This is a genomic window from Natronolimnobius sp. AArcel1 (genome assembly GCF_011043775.1).
In the GTDB taxonomy this organism is placed as follows: domain Archaea; phylum Halobacteriota; class Halobacteria; order Halobacteriales; family Natrialbaceae; genus Natronolimnobius.
In genome coordinates, this window is sequence record NZ_JAAKXY010000004.1 from 506,486 (window position 1) to 519,973 (window position 13,488).

Consider the following 13,488-nt stretch of genomic DNA (forward strand, 5'->3'; position numbering starts at 1 on the left):
AATTACCTGCGCTAAGCAGCCACTAGTTGGGAGGGCGAGTCACTCGTCGTGGGTAGTCAGTGCTTGAGTCGGGCAACGTTCTCACGGATAGAGCTGAAGAAGCCGTCGTCGGCGTCAGCCTGTAAGGCGGCATGAAGCGTCGAGTTCTCCGGTTCGTCCTTGATGACGATTCGGAGATATGGCTCGAGTTGTTCGAACGCATCCGCGAGAACGACGGTGTGGTTGTCCTCGTCGTGGTCGACAACGCCTGCGTCGGCCAATTTCGGGACGTGGCATTGCACGGATGAGACGTAGACACTCTTGTATTCGTTTTTCTCGACCTCGTCCGGATGCACGTTGTGTTCCCAGCCGGCGACCTGTTCAGCGAGCGTAGAGAGCTCGATTGGGTCTTCGCGGCCACGAAGCGCGTAGAGGAGGTAGCGCCGCCGCCGATTGGCGAGCAACTCGAGGATTGTGTCTGCTGACAGTTCCTGATCTGTCTGACTCGAGGTAAGGGCTTCCATAACATGGTGTTACTTCCCGGAGCGGAAAAGGGTGTCTTGAATATCCGTAAATCCGACAAGCGCTTGCTCCCCTCGAGAAATCAGAGCGTATGGGAGAGTATCACGGAGTTACGCAACGCGCGAATACGTGATGTGTCGTGATATCATGCCTCTAAGAGACAGGGTCGAACGGCAGGTTTGATTCGAAATCCTTTTTTATATGATCAACCGAGGTTTGGGTAAGCCGCCTTAGCTCAGACTGGGAGAGCACTCGACTGAAGATCGAGCTGTCCCCGGTTCAAATCCGGGAGGCGGCATTTCTGCCGCGAACAACTCGTGAGTGACAGTAATGAGATTCGAGCGGATTTGAATTAGAGAACACCGAGCAACAGCGAGGTGTTCGCGTGGTTCAAATCCGGGAGGCGGCATTTCTGCCGCGAACAACTCGTGAGTGACAGTAATGAGATTCGAGCGGATTTGAATTAGAGAACACCGAGCAACAGCGAGGTGTTCGCGTGGTTCAAATCCGGGAGGCGGCATGTTTCAAACCGGTGAGCGGAGCGAACCGGTGCAAAAACTGACGCCGGACGGATTCTGAAGGATTTGAACGAGAGAGCTTTGCTCTCTCGAACCACGAGCAGGTTCTCGGGCGTAGTGCACAATCCGGGAGACACTATCACGCTTTTACGCGAGACCCACTCGAGAAGCGACCGTGCTCGACTGAAGAGCAAGTTGTGAGTGGAGCGAGTGAGTAGTCAGAGCCTGCCGTGGGCGTCAACCTCCACAGCGACCTCGTTGCGCCGGAGGAACGGCAGTGACCAGGGAGCGTCGTACCCCATAAAAAACGGTTTGCCGGCGAGGGGGACGCTGGCAGCCTCGAGCGTCTCTCGCAACTGGTTGGCTTCGCGAGCAACGCGGGAGTCCGTGGCCCGCCACGTGAACCGCCTGACGGCGAGTGTTCGTTCGGGAACGTTGACAACCGACAGAGCGTCGTTGGTGGGCCGTGGAGCTGAATCTGCATCGTATTCCGTAGGGAGGTAGAATGCCATTCGGACCTTGTCAGAGCCGCGGATGCGGCCGGTTTCAACGGGCGCGGTCATCGGAATCGTCCGCTCAGTTGGCTCGACCTCGACGGGCGCAGTCATTTCGAGCGACGTTCCGGGGCCGTCTACTTCGACCGGGGCGGTCATCGAAAGGTCCTCCCCACCGTCGTTCGCACCGCTGAGATACCGAAACAACCGACGGAACGCCGCGTTCTCGGAGGGAGCGACCGTCTCGACGACGGCCTGCTCAGGGTAACGCCGGAGTTCGACGTCGTCGATGTGAGCGACGGCCGTGTACGGAACGGTGTCGGTCGTGGTTCGCTGATAGAGCGTCCAAGCGCCGGCAGCGGCCAGCGCGCCCCCGACCACGCCCCCGACGATAGCGGAGTTTCGGACCATACGAATAGTTCGGCTGGAACAGCCATAGCTCTTTTTTCAGGATGACAGTCGAACTCGTCGTGAGTCGGTCGATTCGTCTGTCCGTAACACCCGCGTGTCGTGTGGAGACCTCGAGCAGATCACCACCCAAACAGGACGAAACCGAGCAGTTATTCCTCGATTTCGAACGTCGTAATGACGGCCTCGTTGTCAGGAGTATCGTACCAGGCGGTCACGGCATACTTGCCCGGCCCCTCGACCGTACAGGAGTCACCGACCGCCTCGAGTGAGCCGTCACAGACGTCGGCAGTGTCCGGGCCAGTAACGGCAAAGTCGTCTGCGCGGTTGATTGCAACGAGCATAACCGTCGCTGTCTGGGCGTCTGAATCGATATCGACATCGAGGGCGGCCTGTGGCGTTGTGGCTGTCGTGTCCTGCTCGCCCTCGAGAGCCCACAGTCGCCATGCCTGTTCGTGTTGTCGAAGGGTAAGTTCGAGCGGAGTCTCCGCTGCGTGGTCACCGGTCGAGTCGTCTGTGACCGTCCAGACAGCCTCGAGAACGACTTCCTCGTCATCCTCCTCGAGAACATCCAGTTCGTGTGCGTCGATGCTGCCCGCCTTGATCGCGTCGCGGTCGAGGTCCTCGGCGATGGGTCCGTCCGGGTGTAACTGATCGCGTGCTGTGTCCACGTCGTCGTTCGCCACGGCGGTTACAAACGCGTTGACGACTGCTGTCGGTGAGCCGGACTCACTCGAGTCTGTTGAGTCGTCTTCCCGTTCGGTGCTCGAGTCGCCATCGCTCGAGTTAGCTGCCTTGGTATCGTCAGTCGTGTCGGCAGGTTCGTCTGCCTGAGACTCGAGACAGCCGGCGAACGTGAGGGTGGCGGTGCCAGCCAGAGCCAGGAGGGTACGTCGCTTCATACTGACAGTCACAAATCACAAGTAGTGATTGTTTCGTTATTGTTGGTCTCGTAGACAACGGTGAGCGGTCAGATTCAGCGTAAGCGTGAGTCGACAGCGGGGGTCGGAACTGACACAGCGGGACAAGTATGGGAGGTGTGCTGAGAACCAACGGTGCAAACAAACGGTTAACAGCTATCCGACTGCCGTCCATAGGTCTCCGTGTTCACAATGGAAAACGAGAGTGACACGTTCGAGATCGGCGGAACGACGATTCATCGACTGGGCTTTGGTGCAATGCGTCTTTGTGGCGAGGAGATTATCGGCCCACCGGACGACGAGGACGCCGCACACGCTGTGCTCGAGCAGGCGGTCGAGTCCGGAATTGACTTCATTGATACCGCGGATTCGTACGGCCCGGGAGTGAGCGAGCGACTCATCGGAGAAACACTGGGCGACCGAGATGATGTGCTGGTCGCGACGAAAGCAGGGTTACTCCGCAATCGCGGGGGCGAGTGGCTGGCTCACGGCGATCCGGACTACATCAGAAATCAAGTGCTGGCCTCGCTCGACCGGCTCCGAACCGACACCATTGACCTGTACCAGTTCCACCGGCCCGATGACGACGTCCCCTACGAGGACTCTATCCAGACGTTCGCCGAACTCCAGGATGACGGCCTCGTCGATCAGGTTGGCGTTAGCAACGTCTCCGTCGAGCAACTGGAGACCGCGCGCGACCACGTCGATGTCGCGACGGTCCAGAACCGATACAACATCGGCGATCGCTCGAGTGCGGACGTCCTCGAGGTCTGTGAGGAACACGACATCGGCTTCATCCCGTGGGCGCCGATCAACGGCGACGACCTCGACGAACACGGTGAGACGCTCGACGAGATTGCGGACACCCACGATGCGACGCGCCGGCAGGTCGGCCTTGCCTGGCTGCTTGCTCACTCAGATGTCGTCCTGCCGATTCCGGGCACCTCCGACCCGGACCATCTCGAGTCGAACATCGCCGCCTCACAGCTCTCGCTCTCGGCTGATGAGGTCCAGCGAGTGACCGACCTCGAGTCCGAGTAGCGCGTACCCTGTTACTCGAGGCTGCGCAGGAGGTATTCGCGTACAAGACAGGGCCGAAGGGCGAAATCGTAGCCGGTCGTATCCCGAACGTTTGCGAGATTCGCTCGCAGGCGTTCCCATTCAGCATCCAATAGGTCGAGTTCATCGCCGGTCCCCATGACACCCGTATTTTCAGGATCGGTATCGTGTGGGAGCACGAGATGTGTGAGTTCGTGGAGAACGAGGCGTGCCTCTTCAAATCGATCGTGGCGGTTGGCGACGACGGCTCGGTTTCCAGCACTGAACCCGTTAACGTAGCCATCGATCCCAACGCCCAGTCGATCGAGCCAACGGCTATAGACTCGTTTGCGTTGGTCTGGGTCGACACTTGTGCCGGGAACGACGAACAACTGCAGCGCCGTATTTTTGAGGAACTCCTCGATTTCGTTGCTGTACACGCTTCCAGATCGAAGCAACATGTCCTCGACTGACCGGCCATACGTCTCCGCGAGCACTCTCCGATTGTATCGCTGTGGATAATCGAGCCACTGGGCGTGAATGCCATGTTCGCGGAACCGGTCCACGACCAACTGCTTCGTCGTGGGGAATATCCGTGTAGCGCCAATGTACCGAACATCGATCAGCAATTCGGGCCGCCCAACCTCGAGCGACTCTACCTGTCCAGGTCCGTAGATCGACTCGAGTTGCTGGTGGAACGATGAGGACCGCTTTTTCCGGGTTGGTATTCCGTCGCCGTCGTCACCCATCCAGTCGGTCACTGAACCGCTGACGGAACCGATTATAGAAACGCTGCTGACGGCACCAACCGAACTGAGAAGCGCTCGACGAGATGATTGGGGATCTGATTCACTGTGACAACGGTTCCCCATCTCACCCGGACAGTGTGGGGATACTGAGTTAATAATTCGTCTGAACGATTTCGTGCTTTATGTCTCGCTGTATCGACTCGAGATTGGATGACGTCTCTGGGTGAGTTTGTTACTCAACAGTTGCTGTGAAACTGTCCGGGTGCGAGAATCGAACCACGGTCGTTCCGCTCGCGTTGCTCGCGTCACTCTCTGGTTCGATTCTCTGACGATTCCTTCGGCTCACGGATTTGTTCGCCGAAGGAAGTCCGGGTGCGAGAATCGAACCCGCGTCTCAGCCTCCACAAGGCTGAAGGATAACCACTACCCCAACCCGGACACGCTTACGTGCTTATGTAGGTCCGGTCAACCTAAAATACGTTACGACTCGAGGACGCCTCGCGTGTCTCACTGTCGCATACGACTCGAGCGCGTCGATCCGCCATCCGGAGTGTCGACCGGGACGTTTTTCGCCAACACGCTCGTAGGGACCACCAACGCGTGGCCATCACCGATAAGATCTACATCAAGAATCACCAGCAGTTGAGTTCCCAACTCGAGACCTCGATCCCGAAGGGGGCGTTCAAAGGCGCAACGCTGGACATCCTGTTTCAGGGCGAAGGCCTCGAGAAACTCGATGACGCAACCCAAGAACGGGTCCTCGACTTCTCGAGTGACTTCCTCGATTGTGGCTGTGACAACAATCCCTACTGTGGCTGCCCAGAGCGAAAGTTCATCCAGTATCTGCTCGAGTTGCGCGCACAGGGGATGGGCCCCGACGCAATCGTCGACGTGATGTCCGACGACTACATGGTGTATGCCTATCCCGGCGACGTACTCTCATTTCTCGATAACGGCGTCCGAACGCTCGAGGCGGCAGAAGGACTGGCAGGCGTTGATGGCGCAGACGACAAACAGGACGAAATTCGCCAGACAAAGCAGAATTTAGCGCGTTAGCGCAGTTGATAGGACTCGTCTTCTTCGTCTAAATCGTCGAGCAACAGGATTTCGTTCTGCTCGTCCTCGAGTCGGTCCTGTAACTCGGTGACGTAGGATTTGTACTCGTCCAACTGTTCGCGGAGATGGTCGGCCTCGAGTTCGAGGCGTTCGTGTTCGCGGATGAAACTCTTCGGCACTTCCACGGAGGGTGGAAACGCGATTTCTTCGCCCTCGCCGTCGTGTTCAATAGTTCCGCCACTGAGTTCGTCGTCGGGAACGACGGTTACCTGTCCGTCGTGGTCGACGAGCAGGTCGACGTAGTCTCGAAACACTGCAGAGAGGGAAATGTCACGCTCTTCGGCGATGTCTTGCAGTGACTCGAAGGCCTCCTCGCTGACGCGAAACGAGATCGTCTTGTTCTTGTTGCCCATTCGTCTCTCCCTGTTGGTGCGTGGTCCTGGTACTTAATCGTTCACGACGTGTTACGTGTTCCACGCGACGAGTGCACGCATTGTCGGGAGACTCACAACTCGCTTGCGGCTCGAATTGCTTCACAGCCGAACGTCACGACATCGCGATCAAGAGAACTCTGACGGAGGTCTGCCTTCGAGTACCACGCCCACGCGTCTTCGCCGACCTCACCGTCGGCCGGTGAGAGATCACGACTCGAGACCGTCGCGTAGTAGATAAGATCGATGTGTTGGTGGCCGACTCGGCCGTCGTGGACGTTGATGTCATAGAGCATGTGGTGGCGTGGCTGGGGGAGCGCTCGTCCGGCGGGCGAATCGACCGTCTCGGGATCGTCGAAGAGCGTGGGCTCGAGGCCGGTTTCTTCTCGTACCTCTCGAAGAGCGGATTCGTGTGGGAGTTCGTCGCGGTCGATGTGGCCGCCAGGCGGAATCGTTATCCCCAATCGCTCGTGTTCGTGCAGCGCCGTTGCGCCATCGTTGACGATGTAGACAGTCGTGGTGAAGTGACGCGTCGTCTCCATACGGGTACACGTCGGGGACTGGTGTTCAAACCGAGCAAACCGGAGTGAAACTGGACAGGGTCGGGTCGTCCGCAACGATACGTCAAACCACGCGATTGTGGAACGCCTCGCCGGACTCGAGTCGGCTCACATTCTCACGAACCAGATCACCGATATCTCGGAAGTAGTCCTCGGTAAATGCGGCACAGTGTGGTGTGACAATTACCTCGTCCATCGACCACAGCGGCGACTCCTCGGGGAGCGGTTCGGACTCGAAGACGTCCAGCGCCGCGCCCGCAATCGACCCGGACTCGAGGGCGTCGATCAACGCGGGTTCGTCAACGACCTGGCCGCGGCCGACGTTGACGAAGTAGGCGTCCGTGTCCATCGCCTCGAAAACGTCAACATCAATCAGATGCTCGGTCTCATCCGAGAGCGGCAGCGTCACGATCACGAACTCGGCGTTGGAAACGGCCTCGAGTAGGTCCTCGCTGGCGTAGATTTCCTCGAAACCAGGGACGGGGTCGGCGGAGCGACGAACACCGGTAACACGAACGCCGAGCGCACCGAGCACCTCGGCAACGCCGCTGCCGAGTGTGCCCGTGCCGACAACGCAAGCGGTCGTTCCGGGGAGGGTAAACGCCTCGTCCCACGCCGGGCGACCCCAGTGGTGCTCCTGCTGAGCGGCGACGTGTGTATGAAGCCGACGCGCAAACGCGAGCAGATAGCTCGCCACCGTCTCGCCGACAGATCGGTCGTGAATTCCCGTGCTATTGGTGAGCACAACATCGTGCTCGGCGAACGCCTCGAACGGGAAGCGGTCGACACCGGCCTGAATGGAGTGGACCCAGTCAACCTCGAGAACCTCCTCGCGGTGCTCGAGTGTGACAATTGCGTCACAGGCGGTGAGTTCGTCGTCGCCGACAACCTCGACTGCGACGGGTAATTCGGAAAGGTTCTCAACCAGTTCAGCGGGTGGAAAGACCAGCGAAACTGACTCGTGAACACCGATTCGCTCGAGGTCGAACTGCATAGTCGTCGATACGGCAGAGCTACGGTTGAACGTTTGTGTTCCCCACCACGGTATCGCCAACCGGCCGGTTCAGTCGGAATCGAATAAGGGGTCACTACGTGCTCAGGTCAGTTCGCTGTACGGAATTCGTACTGACGGGCTCTCCCGGTGCGAATCAGCCAGTCGAGACTCGTTTTCGCTGGGGCGTGGGTGTAGCTTTCCAATACGAAGAGTTCGTCTATCGACTCGATCCACTGGTCGTTTCCGCCTCGAGTATCCGCATCGGACAGACTTTGTGTGTTTCAGGCGACAGGATTCAGTCTGCATTTACTCCGACGAGTCCGGTGCTTGTCTCTCAATAACAAGGATACTGAATCGAGTTTCAGACTGATAGACATTCGTATGAAACGGCGCTCCTATCTCACGACATCGGCACTCGCAGTCACCGCGTTTTCGGGCTGTATCGGCGACTCAGCACAGAGCACACAAGACGAACCCCCCACCGATGATGACGACCGAGACAATGCCGATGGCGGCGAGGATACTGCCGGTGAAGATGACCCCGGTGACGATAGTACAGATGAAGCGGTGGGGATACTGGGTACCTTCGATGACTTCGAGGACCTCGGACAGTGGGAAGCGGTTACCGGCGACCTCGAAGCGGACACCGAGCGCACGTTTGAGGGTACGCAGTCCGCCCGCCTCCGATCGTCCGACGATGAAGAGCAGGTCATGATCAGACGGGCACTCTCGGAACCGATCGACATCCGCGGGGCCGCCCCCGCACTCGCGCTCGCGAGCGACGAGATGGCGAATCCAGTGATCCACCTCCGGGACGAAAGCGGGGACACTCTTCAGTTCAAACAGAACGTCCGCGAGGGCTACCCGTTCATCAGGCGGAACTTCGGGCACACGGACGTCAACGGCGACCCCGACCTGAGTGCGATCACCGAGATCGCGGTATCTGACTGGAGCGCCAGCCAGGCACGCGACGTCTGGATCGACGACCTCCACTTCGTCCCCCGGATCACCGAGGGCCGCGTGCTGCTCCAGTTCCAGGGCGGATACGAGACGGACTACACGCACGCGTATCCGATCATCGAAGAGTACGACCTCGAGGCGTCGACGTTCGTCCCCACCGACAGGATTCGGCCGAACGACTCGGCCGAGGGCAACCGGCTAACCGAAGCGCAACTCGCCGACCTCGTCGACGCCGGCTGGTCGCTTGGCACCGTTGGCGCACGCCATCAGCACCTCCACGAGGTCGACTCGGGCCGGCTCGAGTCGGACATTCTCTCCCCGCTCGAGTGGTTCGACGAGCGCGGCTACGACGATGCGCGATACTTCGCGTTCCCCGGCGGCCAGTTCGACCAGGAGATGCTCGATATCGTCGGCGACCACTACGACCTCGGCTTTTCGGGTCGCCACCGGGCTCAGGCGTACGCGACCAGCCCGCTTACCATCACTCGCATCTCGGGTGGCGTCGACCGGCGGAACCTCACCGCCGAGCAGATGATCGACGCAATCGACTGGACGGCGACCCACGGCGGACTCACAACGATCACGTTCTACGAGATGGACGACGACGACGCCGATGCGCTCGAGGAGACGGCTGCACACCTCTCAGAACTCATTGACGCGGGCGAGATCGAACTGATCACGCCGGCCGAAATCGCGGACGAGTTCGTCTATCGAGGGAGCGAGGAGACGGCGCCTTAGAAGCCTCGAGAACGCGGCTCGAGGGAAAGTGGTCGTCTCGAGGCGCTCGAAGCGGTGTCCACCATCTCGCACTCGTCCGTTTATGTTGTCTTGGTGAACAGAGGACGCGAATGTGGTGCGGAAGAGGAGTGAAGTCAGGGTTGTTGGGGCTGGTCAGCACAATGTGGCCACAGCGACAGAAAGATTACAAGAGAGCGTCTCTCAGCTTCACCAATGACCCCCAGACACCAAGCAGGGACGTGGGTTGGTGTCGGTTTGATCGCCTTCGGTGCATATCTGCCTTGGGTTGCCTCAAATCCGTTTGCATCACCTGACGAACTTCTCTTCCGACCAGTCGGACTCGATCCGGGATTCGAGATATGGGGATTTTTACTGGTTCCCCTTGCTACGCTCGCCTGTCTTGGATTACTCTTTCAGGTCCCCTGGATCAATACGGGGATGTTCCGTGGTTTTGTGGGGGCCACTGCGATAGTATTAGCCACCTCGTTTCTCGTTGAGTGGGGAATTAAAGGCTATTTCATCGCTGGAATCGGGGTCTACCTGACAGTTATCGGTGGGATCATGCTGGGTATTAGTGAACTCGTTCGCATGACGGGATCGACCCTTCCGAAGAGGCTTCACACTCTAATCAGTGAGCAGTTCGTGTGAGTAGGCCATTCACCTAATCGGTATGAAAACAAACACCGATCCCGTACTGCACCTGTCCTCTGCATTCAGCAACCAATTCTTGACAATTATTGGGGGAATTGACTACTAATATGATTTTTCCTGATTAGTACTGCTCGTTAGAGGGCACGGTCGAAATTGTGGATGAGACACGCACCGGCGAGTTCACGAAACTGTTTCCACCAGCGTCGTGACCGGACGAACGCACCGTCTCCTTGCGTAAGTCGAGAGCTCACCTTTCGCTCTGGCTCCGTTGGTCGCCGCGTTCAGTACCCAACCAAGCATCCCACGTGTTTTGCAGTGATGAGACCTTACGATGGGAGATCAGCGGGCGAATCACTCCGGGACGGGCGAACCGCAGTTCCCGTCAAAAAATGTGACCCCGTGTTACTCGAGATCGAAGCGAACGTCTGGTGGGTCGGACGCCAGACTCGAGTTAGGGATGATTCGACAGCCACACGGGTTGGCGTAGGCATCGCCGGGGCCGAGGACGACGGTCATCGCCCCTGCCTGGTCGTGGGGTGGCTGCGAGACTCGAGATGTGAGAGTCGCCTGTGATCGGCGACTGCGGTAGGTGGTGGTGTTAGTGCAACTCGACGGCCAGTTGACTGACCGGGGTAATTTTTATTATTCAGACGAAAGGAACGATATGCCCTCCACCCGACGAACCGTACTCGCCGCTCTCGGTAGCTCAGGAATTGTGCTCACTGCAGGATGTGTTAGGGATGAGAATCAACAGAACGACGAGGAGAGCACCGGGACCAACAACGGAGATGAAGATGATGAACAGCCACAGTCTGTTGCAGAAGATGAAGCCAGCGACGAACACGATTGTGACCCGAGCGGCGACATTCAGGTGTTCCCGGCGATAACGGTCCCTGATGGCGAGTCAACACTGGACGCAGAGGCTGATGGGCTTGTTGAGGTAGATTCAATTGACGGTGTTCTTGAGCAGGCATACGAAGCAGACAGCGAGGAGTTTCGGGATGAAATCAATCCGGCAGAGCAGACCCACCATGACAACAGGCTGGTTAATACGGCGACAGGGACTTACCCGACCAACATAGGTGTTGATGAAGAGGAAGTAGAGGCGAAAATTGATACGGGTGAGAATTTTGTACACTATCGTGGCCGAGACTACGTATTGGTGTATCGTGTAGCACTCTGCTAGCCTGTCTCGTCTCAATGAACTGGGCGAGTATTATCGCTCAATACACAACGCTACCGATCAGCTGCTGCATCCGTGACAAGATAAAATCACGAAAAGTCAACTGCTGAATATGGGACGCATAGTCAGCACGAAGACAGAGAGGCAGGATAGCGATGTACGAGTGGTTCTGTTATGCAATCTTGAGGAAACGCCATAACTAGTGATGAATGTAATTAAAAGCCACTAGTAGCCGCGATTCGTTCATAGGCGGGAGTTTTTCGTTTAAAGAAGGCAATCACTGTCGTGATTCGCTGATTGAACCATAAGCCACTATACTGAGCTTTTCACAATATTGTGGATATGGAAACAAATCGTACACCGACTCCCGAGTCGATTTTGAACCGTCCATCAAATCCGATCGGGTATCTCGCCATTGTAATGGCACTCATAACGGGTGTACTACATCTGGTGGCATCGACGAACGCGATCGAAATGAGCCTGCTACTCGCTGTTCTCTTTATTCTCAACGGTCTCGGTTTTATCGGTGGAGCTATTCTTTATGTGACCCAATTCTGGCGACGCTGGTTGTTCATTGTCGCGGCTCTCTACGCGATTGTAACGATTGTGGCACTGTTCCCGGTCCAAGGATGGGGTGTGGAAGCCTTCTACATGCAAGGCAATCTCAATCCACTCGCAGTGATCACAAAAGCTGCTGAAGCGGTGCTTGCAGTCTGTGCGATCTATCTGTATTTGGCCAGTGGTGAATAATCAGCGATCCGCACGGGGCACCGTGTGACTCGCTTTTGCATTCTTGCTCTACAGTCAGCAGACAAGTAGATGGCTCTCTGTATAGCGGAACGATGGTGGCTCAGTGAAAGGTATCATCACAAGGGGCTAAGCGGGGGTAACTTTCGTCATCGCCACCTACCGGGAGTAAGCGTGTCGGACGCAAAAAGCTCACGGACGGGAAATCGCCGTCCCGGACGCTACCAACCCTCGAGGTCGCGCAACTCCTCGGCGAGCGAGTTGATCTCGTCGGCCTCGAGCGTGCCGCGTTCGGTTGCAAACTGGCTGACGCAGTCGGCCGGCGTCACGTCGAACGTCGGATTCAGCACGTCGATAGCGGCGTCGCCGTCGTACACCGCCGATCGGTCGCCGGACTCGAGGTTGAGTTCTTCTCGGGTCGAGACCTTGTCCGTCGCGGCGACGACCGTCACCGGAATCCCCTCTCGAGCGGCGGCGATAGCGGCGGCTCGCGTCCCCGTCTTGTTTACTACCGCGCCGTCTGCTCGGATGGTGTCCGCGCCGACCACGACGCGGTCGACAGACTCGGTCGCGAGGACGTGGGCCACAGCCGCATCGGTGTGAACCGAAATCGGACACTCGAGTTCCTCGTCTGCGGCCAGTTCCTCCGCGACGGCGACGCCCTCCCGTGCAGGCCGGGATTCAGCGACGAACACCCGCGATGGCTCACCCTGGCGCAACGCCTCGAGGACGGTGCCCGAGCGCGAAAGCGTCAGCACCGACCCGTCGATAGCGTCGGCTGCCGTTGCCGCCGCATCATCATCGGCCGCGAGCGCGCGCTCGATTCCGGTGTGGGCTGCCTCGAGAACGGCGGGTGACTCGAGCAATCGGCTGGCGAGTTCGGCGAGTTCATCGCGCTCTCCGGCGGGGTCGGCGCTGGACTCACGGGTCCTCTGGTCGCCATTCCGAGGCGACTCCGTCGCCTCGCTCTCCTCGCGTTCTGCGACCAACAAGCCCGCGCGGTCGCGAAACACCTCGAGTGCGCGAACCGAGAGATACGCCGCGCCGTGGTCGTCGTCTGCGGTGATCGAGCGAACCGTTGGCGCGACGCGCTCGTAGGCCGTCCAGAGTTCGGGGACAGTCGGAATATCGGGGTCGACGCCCTCGAGCGCCGCCGTCGGCGACACCCACTCGAACGCGTCGTGTTCGTCGCTCAGTTCGATTTCGGGGTCGTCGACGGTGACATCGAAGAGGTAGGGATGAACCACCCACTCGCGGCCGTCCTCGAGCGCGTCGTCTTCGAACCGGACTAGCCGCCCGGATCGGACGAGCGAGACGGCGTCGTCCTCGAGGCCAGTCTCTTCGCGGAGTTCAACGCGAACCTGTTCGTCGGGATTGCCCTCAGCGAAGCCCGAGACGCCGCCCCACTGGCCCTGATAGGTGCCGACGGCGTCGCTGCGACGCAAGAGCAGTACCTCACCGCGGTGGCGGCAGAAGGCGGTGACGACGTGCGTTTCGTCGCCCGCTCCCGCTGAATCGTGCGCATCGCTCATACGCCGAC

At 58.6% G+C, this 13,488-nt stretch carries 14 protein-coding genes, 2 tRNA genes and 1 pseudogene; 7 read left to right on the forward strand and 10 right to left on the reverse strand.

Going from position 1 to position 13,488, the window contains the following annotated elements:
* Positions 1–56: 56 nt before the first annotated feature.
* Positions 57–503 carry a DUF927 domain-containing protein gene (locus tag G6M89_RS14860; protein ID WP_165162603.1) on the reverse strand — a complete coding sequence of 149 codons (447 nt, stop codon included), beginning with the start codon at positions 501–503 and terminating at the stop codon, positions 57–59.
* Between the two features lie 222 nt (positions 504–725).
* On the opposite strand from G6M89_RS14860, the gene G6M89_RS14865 reads away from it, so the two are divergent.
* Positions 726–799, forward strand: a tRNA-Phe gene (locus G6M89_RS14865).
* A gap of 438 nt (positions 800–1,237) precedes the next feature.
* On the opposite strand, the gene G6M89_RS14870 is transcribed toward G6M89_RS14865, so the two are convergent.
* Together G6M89_RS14870 and G6M89_RS14875 are read right to left on the reverse strand one after the other, a co-directional pair.
* The gene (locus G6M89_RS14870; RefSeq protein ID WP_165162604.1) at positions 1,238–1,924 is read right to left on the reverse strand and encodes a heme-binding protein; all 687 of its coding nucleotides are present in this window, start codon (positions 1,922–1,924) and stop codon (positions 1,238–1,240) included.
* A gap of 149 nt (positions 1,925–2,073) precedes the next feature.
* Positions 2,074–2,823 carry a hypothetical protein gene (locus tag G6M89_RS14875; protein WP_165162605.1) on the reverse strand — a complete coding sequence of 250 codons (750 nt, stop codon included), beginning with the start codon at positions 2,821–2,823 and terminating at the stop codon, positions 2,074–2,076.
* Between the two features lie 210 nt (positions 2,824–3,033).
* Here G6M89_RS14875 and G6M89_RS14880 point away from each other — a divergent pair, with 210 nt between their 5' ends.
* A complete protein-coding gene (locus G6M89_RS14880; RefSeq protein ID WP_165162606.1) occupies positions 3,034–3,882 on the forward strand; it encodes an aldo/keto reductase in 849 nt (282 codons plus the stop codon).
* Between the two features lie 11 nt (positions 3,883–3,893).
* Here the strand turns inward: G6M89_RS14880 and G6M89_RS14885 are convergent, their stop codons facing one another.
* On the reverse strand, positions 3,894–4,640 hold the full coding sequence (locus G6M89_RS14885) for a hypothetical protein (RefSeq protein WP_343162648.1): 747 nt from the start codon (positions 4,638–4,640) through the stop codon (positions 3,894–3,896).
* Between the two features lie 354 nt (positions 4,641–4,994).
* A tRNA-His gene (locus G6M89_RS14890) sits at positions 4,995–5,066 on the reverse strand.
* A 162-nt stretch (positions 5,067–5,228) separates the two neighbouring features.
* On the opposite strand from G6M89_RS14890, the gene G6M89_RS14895 reads away from it, so the two are divergent.
* Positions 5,229–5,684, forward strand: a complete 456-nt coding sequence (locus tag G6M89_RS14895; RefSeq protein WP_165162608.1) for a DUF5814 domain-containing protein — start codon at positions 5,229–5,231, stop codon at positions 5,682–5,684.
* On the opposite strand, the gene G6M89_RS14900 is transcribed toward G6M89_RS14895, so the two are convergent.
* The 3 genes from G6M89_RS14900 to ddh all read right to left on the reverse strand — a co-directional run bounded on the left by G6M89_RS14900 (position 5,681) and on the right by ddh (position 7,669).
* On the reverse strand, positions 5,681–6,097 hold the full coding sequence (locus G6M89_RS14900) for a CopG family transcriptional regulator (protein ID WP_165162609.1): 417 nt from the start codon (positions 6,095–6,097) through the stop codon (positions 5,681–5,683). The genes G6M89_RS14895 and G6M89_RS14900 overlap by 4 nt on opposite strands.
* Positions 6,098–6,189: 92 nt before the next feature.
* Positions 6,190–6,657, reverse strand: a complete 468-nt coding sequence (locus G6M89_RS14905; RefSeq protein WP_165162610.1) for an NUDIX hydrolase — start codon at positions 6,655–6,657, stop codon at positions 6,190–6,192.
* 82 nt (positions 6,658–6,739) lie between these two features.
* Positions 6,740–7,669 carry a D-2-hydroxyacid dehydrogenase gene (gene ddh, locus G6M89_RS14910; RefSeq protein ID WP_165162611.1) on the reverse strand — a complete coding sequence of 310 codons (930 nt, stop codon included), beginning with the start codon at positions 7,667–7,669 and terminating at the stop codon, positions 6,740–6,742.
* Positions 7,670–8,050: 381 nt separating this feature from the next.
* Here ddh and G6M89_RS14915 point away from each other — a divergent pair, with 381 nt between their 5' ends.
* On the forward strand, positions 8,051–9,367 hold the full coding sequence (locus tag G6M89_RS14915; protein ID WP_165162612.1) for a polysaccharide deacetylase family protein: 1,317 nt from the start codon (positions 8,051–8,053) through the stop codon (positions 9,365–9,367).
* A 213-nt stretch (positions 9,368–9,580) separates the two neighbouring features.
* Positions 9,581–10,015, forward strand: a complete 435-nt coding sequence (locus tag G6M89_RS14920; RefSeq protein ID WP_165162613.1) for a hypothetical protein — start codon at positions 9,581–9,583, stop codon at positions 10,013–10,015.
* A gap of 137 nt (positions 10,016–10,152) precedes the next feature.
* Here the strand turns inward: G6M89_RS14920 and G6M89_RS22870 are convergent.
* Positions 10,153–10,391 (reverse strand): annotated as a pseudogene (locus G6M89_RS22870) (IS5/IS1182 family transposase); the annotation flags it as partial.
* A 228-nt stretch (positions 10,392–10,619) separates the two neighbouring features.
* Between G6M89_RS22870 and G6M89_RS14925 the strand changes: the two are divergent.
* Together G6M89_RS14925 and G6M89_RS14930 are read left to right on the forward strand one after the other, a co-directional pair.
* A complete protein-coding gene (locus G6M89_RS14925) occupies positions 10,620–11,204 on the forward strand; it encodes a hypothetical protein (RefSeq protein ID WP_165162614.1) in 585 nt (194 codons plus the stop codon).
* A 339-nt stretch (positions 11,205–11,543) separates the two neighbouring features.
* Complete coding sequence (locus tag G6M89_RS14930; protein ID WP_165162615.1) at positions 11,544–11,951, forward strand: hypothetical protein; 408 nt, start codon at positions 11,544–11,546, stop codon at positions 11,949–11,951.
* A gap of 218 nt (positions 11,952–12,169) precedes the next feature.
* On the opposite strand, the gene G6M89_RS14935 is transcribed toward G6M89_RS14930, so the two are convergent.
* Positions 12,170–13,480: an NUDIX domain-containing protein gene (locus G6M89_RS14935; protein ID WP_165162616.1), complete on the reverse strand. Its 1,311-nt coding sequence runs from the start codon at positions 13,478–13,480 to the stop codon at positions 12,170–12,172.
* Between the last annotated feature and the right edge of the window lie 8 nt (positions 13,481–13,488).

Bases quoted from the DNA above. Each gene is read 5' to 3' on its own strand.
- G6M89_RS14880 (WP_165162606.1), top strand. From the start codon at position 3,034: ATGGAAAACGAGAGTGACACGTTCGAGATCGGCGGAACGACGATTCAT.
- G6M89_RS14935 (WP_165162616.1), bottom strand. From the start codon at position 13,480: ATGAGCGATGCGCACGATTCAGCGGGAGCGGGCGACGAAACGCACGTC.
- G6M89_RS14860 (WP_165162603.1), bottom strand. From the start codon at position 503: ATGGAAGCCCTTACCTCGAGTCAGACAGATCAGGAACTGTCAGCAGAC.
- G6M89_RS14900 (WP_165162609.1), bottom strand. From the start codon at position 6,097: ATGGGCAACAAGAACAAGACGATCTCGTTTCGCGTCAGCGAGGAGGCC.
- G6M89_RS14905 (WP_165162610.1), bottom strand. From the start codon at position 6,657: ATGGAGACGACGCGTCACTTCACCACGACTGTCTACATCGTCAACGAT.
- G6M89_RS14870 (WP_165162604.1), bottom strand. From the start codon at position 1,924: ATGGTCCGAAACTCCGCTATCGTCGGGGGCGTGGTCGGGGGCGCGCTG.
- G6M89_RS14920 (WP_165162613.1), top strand. From the start codon at position 9,581: ATGACCCCCAGACACCAAGCAGGGACGTGGGTTGGTGTCGGTTTGATC.
- G6M89_RS14915 (WP_165162612.1), top strand. From the start codon at position 8,051: ATGAAACGGCGCTCCTATCTCACGACATCGGCACTCGCAGTCACCGCG.
- G6M89_RS14930 (WP_165162615.1), top strand. From the start codon at position 11,544: ATGGAAACAAATCGTACACCGACTCCCGAGTCGATTTTGAACCGTCCA.
- ddh (WP_165162611.1), bottom strand. From the start codon at position 7,669: ATGCAGTTCGACCTCGAGCGAATCGGTGTTCACGAGTCAGTTTCGCTG.
- G6M89_RS14875 (WP_165162605.1), bottom strand. From the start codon at position 2,823: ATGAAGCGACGTACCCTCCTGGCTCTGGCTGGCACCGCCACCCTCACG.